This is a genomic window from Alteromonas sp. CH_MED4-4 (assembly GCF_037029575.1).
Classification (GTDB): domain Bacteria; phylum Pseudomonadota; class Gammaproteobacteria; order Enterobacterales; family Alteromonadaceae; genus Alteromonas; species Alteromonas macleodii.
The window spans coordinates 196,338-202,460 of sequence record NZ_JAYMEU010000004.1; the positions used below are offsets into that span (position 1 = coordinate 196,338).

Genomic DNA, 6,123 nt, shown 5'->3' on the forward strand with positions numbered 1-6,123 from the left:
CCTATATTACTTCAAATAGACCAGCAGCGCCCATGCCGCCACCGATACACATGGTGCAAACAACATATTTCGCACCGCGTCGTTTACCTTCGATGAGTGCATGACCCACCATGCGAGCACCGCTCATGCCGTATGGGTGACCAATAGAAATGGCACCGCCGTTTACGTTTAATAATTCGTCTGGAATGCCTAACTTATCGCGGCAATACAGTACCTGTACTGCAAACGCTTCATTAAGCTCCCATAGACCGATATCGTCCATGGTTAATCCATGCTGCTTTAATAGCTTAGGAATGGCGAACACTGGGCCAATTCCCATTTCATCTGGCTCACAGCCTGCCACTGCAATACCGCGATAAATACCAAGAGGTTGAGCATTGCCTTTTGCCGCTGAGTGCTCATCCATAATCACTGTCGCGCTGGCTCCATCAGAAAGCTGGCTTGCGTTACCTGCGGTAATACAACCACCTTCTATCACTGGGTTAAGCGCTTTAAGCCCTTCTAGTGTTGTTTCTGGGCGATTTCCTTCGTCTTTCGACAAGGTCACTTCACGCTCAGAGGTTTCACCTGTTTCTTTATTAAATAGGGCTTGCGTTGCTGTGATAGGTACAATCTCATCATCAAACTTGCCCGCTTCTTGAGCCGCTGCTGTGCGCATTTGGCTTTGGTAACCGTATTCGTCTTGTACGTCACGGCTAATGTTGTAGCGCTTACCCACCACTTCCGCAGTTTGAAGCATTGGCATATAAATATCTTTGTGCTTAGCAACCAGTGCTGGGTCTACTGCACGAAACATATTCATATTCTTGTTTTGCACTAAAGAGATAGAATCTAAGCCTCCCGCAACCATAATGTTGGTATCGCCTGTACGAATTGAATTCGCTGCGGTAGCAATGGCATACATGCCAGAACTACATTGGCGGTCGAGTGTCATACCCGCTACGGTGACCGGTAAACCACCAGCCAAGCCAGCCAAGCGGCCAATATTCATGCCGCCACTGCCTTGGGTTAGCGCTGCGCCCATTACCACGTCGTCGACACTGGCAGGGTCGATCCCTGCGCGTGCTACTGCGTTTTGAATAGCATGGCCACCTAATGAAGGGGCTGGTAAATTGTTCAGTGCACCTTTATAAGCGCGCCCGATTGGCGTACGTGCTGTACTTACGATAACTGCATCGCGCATTTTCATGTTCCTTTCAGTTGGGCTGAAAGTTCAGCCAAAGTTTATCTAGGCCTATGTGCTTCTTCTCGAAGTTACCTAGCTTTACCAAATTCGGATGTCGGGTAACGAGAGCTATCGCTAGCTCTCACCGTCGATTAATTCTCGCTAACAAGAGCTATGTCTACTTCGCTTTATAGCTTTTAAACGTGCCGCCGCTTTGGGCCAATTTCACCAACAAATCACTTGGTTCAAGCCACATTTTTCCGTAATCACCCAATTGATCACGATAGGTAGTCAGCTTATCTAAAATAGTGCCTAGCCCTACTTCGTCGGCATATTGCATAGGGCCGCCGCGATACACAGGGAAGCCATAACCGTAAACATAAATCACATCGATATCGCTAGATTTAGCTGCAATGCCTTCTTCTAAGATGGCAGCACCTTCGTTAATCAATGAGTACATGACGCGAACTAGAATTTCCTCATCGCTAATGTCTGAACGCTGAACCACGCCTAAACGTTCTGCTTCTTGCTTGGCAATTTCTAGTACTTCTGGATCTGGGACAGGAACTCGACTGCCAGGTTCGTAGTTGTAAGCTCCGCGTCCGGTTTTGAGTCCGTTCCGCCCCTTTTCTACCAAGCGATCTGCCACTGCACCGTAAGCGGGGTCGTGTGCAATGTGCTCTTGTCGAGACTGTCGTACATAGTAACCAATATCTAATCCAGCCATATCACCCATAGTGAACGGCCCCATTGGCATGCCAAACTCGGTTAAAACACGATCAACTTGCTCAGGTGTTGCTCCTTCTAGCAGTAAGCGGTTAGCTTCACGGCCGTAAGGCTCAATCATGCGGTTACCCACGAATCCGAAGCAAACGCCTACCAACACCGCTACTTTCTTGATGCGTTTAGCCATCTTCATGCAGGTTTTAATGACTTCAGCAGATGTCTTCTCTGCTTTAACCACTTCTAGCAGTCTCATCACATTCGCTGGCGAGAAGAAGTGAAGACCAATCACATCTTCAGGACGGGATGTGGCTGTCGCTATTTCGTCTATATCCAGTGTTGACGTATTTGAAGCCAAAATGGCGCCTGGCTTACACACTTTATCTAGCGTCGAGAAAACGGTTTTCTTTACTTCCATCTTCTCGAAAACGGCCTCGATGACGAGATCAACATCAGCTAAGTCGTCATACGACGTAGTACCTGAAAGCAGTGCCATGCGGCTCTCTACCTGCTCTTGGGTTAACTTGCCTTTTTTCGCTGAGTTTTCGTAGTTCTTTCTAATAAGCGCTAATCCCTTCTCTAGCGCTTCTTCTTTGAGCTCAAGCATTGTGACTGGAATGCCGGCATTGGCGAAGTTCATAGCGATACCACCGCCCATTGTTCCGGCGCCGATAATCGCAACTTTATCAATGTTGCGCTCAGGAGTATTTTTGTCGAAATCGCTCACATGACCTGCTGCGCGTTCAGCAAAAAAGAAATGCTGCTGGGCACGCGCCTGTGGCGTATTCATACACTCCATGAAAAGCTTGCCTTCATTTTTAAGGCCATCTTCAAAAGCGAGCGTGTAAGCGCCGCGTACCGCTTCGATACATTTTAGTGGAGCAAAGAAACCACGAGTCGCTTTTTTAGTTTGTGCAGTTACTGCATCAAACACCGCCTGCGTTTCGTCAGACATGGACAGCGTGATATCACTGGTGCGTTTAATCGCTTTATCTGGCGTTAATGCTTGTAAATACGCTTTTGTATCTTCAAATAAATGCTCAGGCTTATCAGAAATTTTGTCGAAGACACCTGGAAGTTTGACCACCGACGTAGGCTTGCCTGTTACGATCATTTCTAACGATGTTTGTGCGTCGGCTAAACGAGGAAGGCGCTGAGTACCGCCTGCGCCCGGTAATATGCCTAGATTTACCTCTGGAAGACCCACTTTATTGTCGGCAAAGGTGATGCGATGATGGCAAGCTAACGCCACTTCTAAGCCACCGCCGAATGCTGGTCCAGGGAGAACAGCAACAACCGGCTTAGACGCATTTTCAATCTTGTCTAGTACCTCAGGCAGCATGGGAGACAAATCGCCACCAGAGAATTCGCTGATGTCAGCTCCACCTGAAAAAATAGGTAGTGAAGAAGTAATAACAATGGCACTTACGCTATCGTCATCTAGTGCATTGTTTATGCCTTCTATCAACCCTACTCTGATAGCCCGTGACAGCGCATTAACGGGCGCACTTTGCATTGTCAGCGTGGCAACACCCTGTTGTACTGCATATTCTACGGCTTTATTATCCATCTCAGTCATAACCATGTCCTGTTTATCACGTTAATTGGATGTTATTGCAGTGTTGTCAATCATCCAAGTTTATTGGTGTTATAGACATTTATCATAATATTTAATATTGACCGCCAGCCCCTTTGTGAATTCATTTCTCTGCGCAGAGCTTGTCATACCTTGCCTAAGGTTTATTTGACAGAAAATAAAACCGGTGTTTTTGTTAATCGGGCAACACTTGTAATTACATTTTATTTACAAAAGGATGATTGGCTATGCAAGTGCTTAAAACACCGGAAAGCGCCTTCGACACGATCACTGACTTTCCCTACTCCCCCTGTTTCACTGAAGTAACAGACACAGTAAGCAGTGAAATAACAATGGCCCATTATCAATGTGGACCGAAAGATGGACATACCGTGCTTTTAATACACGGCGAACCGACGTGGGCTTATTTGTACCGCAAGATGATGCCCATATTGGCTGATGCGGGATTCAATGTCATCGCGCCGGATCTCATTGGTTTTGGGCGCTCAGATAAACCAGTAAGAAAGGAGGACTACTCCTACGCTCGTCATGTGATATGGCTAAAAGACTGGTTTTCACAGGCTACTAAGGGCCCTGTTACACTCTTTTGCCAAGACTGGGGAGGTTTACTAGGCCTGCGACTTGTCGCCGATATGCCTGAGCGTTTTTTGGGTGTAATGGTGTCTAATACCGGTTTGCCCACTGGCGACCACCCGCCAAGTGATGCTTTCATCAAATGGCGCCGATTCTCACAGGATGTCGCCGTATTTCCCACATCTACGATCATTCAAAACGCCACAACCACTGTTCTAGATGAGGCGACGCTTGCTGCTTACGACGCCCCTTTTCCAGACGAAAGCTTTAAAGCAGGTGCACGTATGTTCCCTATTCTTGTTCCTACAAGCCCAGACAATGCTGAGGCACAGGCGAATAGACAGGCATGGGAAAAGCTAAAGCAATATAACAAACCTTTTGTTACGGCTTTCGGTGATAGCGACCCTGTCACTAAAGGTGGCGATAAGGTATTTCAAAAGCTCGTTCCTGGTAGCAGCGGTATGGCTCATACCCTTGTAGAAAACGGTGGTCACTTTATCCAGGAAGATCAAGGGGAAATGCTAGCCAAATTACTCATTCAATTTATAAACCAAACGCAGCTGAAATAGCCACGTTTCAAAAAACATTAAACAGCTACTAATAGGAGATTACCATGGATGCTCTACTCGACTTTTCAGGGCAAGTTGTATTAATTACCGGCGCAGGCAGTGGTTTTGGCCGCTTGTTATCGCTAGGTCTTGCTAACCGAGGAGCAAAACTCGTTCTTTCAGACATTAACGAAACCGCCCTTGAGGAAACGAAAAAGGATGTAAAAGCACTCACTGATGTCGTGGTGCTAGCGGGTAATATTGCTAGCGAGTCGCTAAATAAGGCACTGGTTGAAACAGCCATTGAAACCTTTAGCAAACTGGATATAGCCGTAAATAATGCAGGCATAGCGCATAACCCTGCACCAATTCATCAAATGACAGAGGAAATCATGGACTCGCAGTTCGCTGTGAATGTAAAAGGCGTTATGTTTGGAATGAAGTACCAAATACCCGTTATGCTTGCACAAAAACAAGGGCACGTTTTAAATGTAAGCTCACTTGCAGGACTAGGTGGAGCCCCTAAAGGCGGTGCTTATGCTGCAGCAAAACACGCGGTTTCGGGGATAACCCGCACAGCCGCGGTGGAATACGGCCGAAAAAATGTTCGCGTTAATGCAATTTGCCCATTCTATAGTCCTACCAATATTTTGAACGTAGACGGGTACAACACCCCTGAAGCGCGCGAGCAACTAGGCATGGGAAGTCCTATGAAACGTCTAGGCGAACCGCAAGAAATCGTTAACACCATGATGCTGATGCTTTCCCCTGGCAACTCTTACATGAACGGGCAAACCATAGCAGTAGATGGTGGTGTTACAGCGTGGTAATTTTTATCTCGCAGTTTCGAAATACATGCAAAGGTATTTTTTGACATACCTTTGTATGACTCATCATGTTTCTCTTTCGTTCTACTTTAGGTGTAATGAAGAGGAACAAACAAAATCGATGAATGAGGCGAGTGCAACCGCCTCTGCAATCGACCCCCATCAAGTAAAACCCAATAATTTTATTTAGCGATTAAGTTGAACAAAAAGAGAAAAATGTGATGAAAAAGCCAAGTAAAAACATTTTTTTAGCTACTACACTTTGTATAACCTATTCGTTGATTAACGTTAGTATTGCGCAAGAAGCCCAATCTACGCTTGTAAATATGAAGGAAGTGCCTTCTTCCCAACTATTAAAGAAGCAACGTCAAAATAAACCGCTAGCACTAAGCACAGTAAAGCGCGGTACTGATGTTTCGCTTCAAACCACCAAACAATCAAAAAGCCAATACCTTATTCATAGCGCACTGCCAAGTCACCGCTTCAGCGCTAAGTAATTTGTAGGCGAGTACTCGTCTATCAGGTTAATCCTTTATTTAACGCCATTCTTTTCGTTTATTATTCTTTTTTACTCTATCGCACACTTAGAAATAGTATTCTACGAATCAAATATTTATACCATATATGGACCCTCTCCGATTGCAAGACACCGTGTTGATTTAATAACGTGATTCATTGCTGCCATATATT

5 protein-coding genes are annotated in these 6,123 nt (G+C 45.8%); 3 read left to right on the plus strand and 2 right to left on the minus strand.

The genetic code is table 11. The annotated features are described in order from the left end of the window. Position 1: 1 nt before the first annotated feature. Positions 2-1,183: an acetyl-CoA C-acyltransferase gene (locus tag WA381_RS04925; RefSeq protein WP_014949231.1), complete on the minus strand. Its 1,182-nt coding sequence runs from the start codon at positions 1,181-1,183 to the stop codon at positions 2-4. 160 nt (positions 1,184-1,343) lie between these two features. After that, positions 1,344-3,467: a 3-hydroxyacyl-CoA dehydrogenase NAD-binding domain-containing protein gene (locus WA381_RS04930; protein ID WP_156086321.1), complete on the minus strand. Its 2,124-nt coding sequence runs from the start codon at positions 3,465-3,467 to the stop codon at positions 1,344-1,346. A gap of 245 nt (positions 3,468-3,712) precedes the next feature. On the opposite strand from WA381_RS04930, the gene WA381_RS04935 reads away from it, so the two are divergent. The 3 genes from WA381_RS04935 (at position 3,713) to WA381_RS04945 (ending at position 5,930) form a co-directional block, all read left to right on the plus strand. Continuing rightward, the gene (locus WA381_RS04935; RefSeq protein ID WP_156086320.1) at positions 3,713-4,627 is read left to right on the plus strand and encodes a haloalkane dehalogenase; all 915 of its coding nucleotides are present in this window, start codon (positions 3,713-3,715) and stop codon (positions 4,625-4,627) included. A 44-nt stretch (positions 4,628-4,671) separates the two neighbouring features. Continuing rightward, the gene (locus tag WA381_RS04940) at positions 4,672-5,436 is read left to right on the plus strand and encodes an SDR family NAD(P)-dependent oxidoreductase (protein ID WP_156086319.1); all 765 of its coding nucleotides are present in this window, start codon (positions 4,672-4,674) and stop codon (positions 5,434-5,436) included. 218 nt (positions 5,437-5,654) lie between these two features. After that, positions 5,655-5,930: a hypothetical protein gene (locus tag WA381_RS04945; protein ID WP_014949227.1), complete on the plus strand. Its 276-nt coding sequence runs from the start codon at positions 5,655-5,657 to the stop codon at positions 5,928-5,930. Positions 5,931-6,123: the final 193 nt, after the last annotated feature.

Bases quoted from the DNA above. Each gene is read 5' to 3' on its own strand.
- WA381_RS04945 (WP_014949227.1), top strand. From the start codon at position 5,655: ATGAAAAAGCCAAGTAAAAACATTTTTTTAGCTACTACACTTTGTATA.
- WA381_RS04930 (WP_156086321.1), bottom strand. From the start codon at position 3,467: ATGACTGAGATGGATAATAAAGCCGTAGAATATGCAGTACAACAGGGT.
- WA381_RS04935 (WP_156086320.1), top strand. From the start codon at position 3,713: ATGCAAGTGCTTAAAACACCGGAAAGCGCCTTCGACACGATCACTGAC.
- WA381_RS04925 (WP_014949231.1), bottom strand. From the start codon at position 1,183: ATGCGCGATGCAGTTATCGTAAGTACAGCACGTACGCCAATCGGGCGC.
- WA381_RS04940 (WP_156086319.1), top strand. From the start codon at position 4,672: ATGGATGCTCTACTCGACTTTTCAGGGCAAGTTGTATTAATTACCGGC.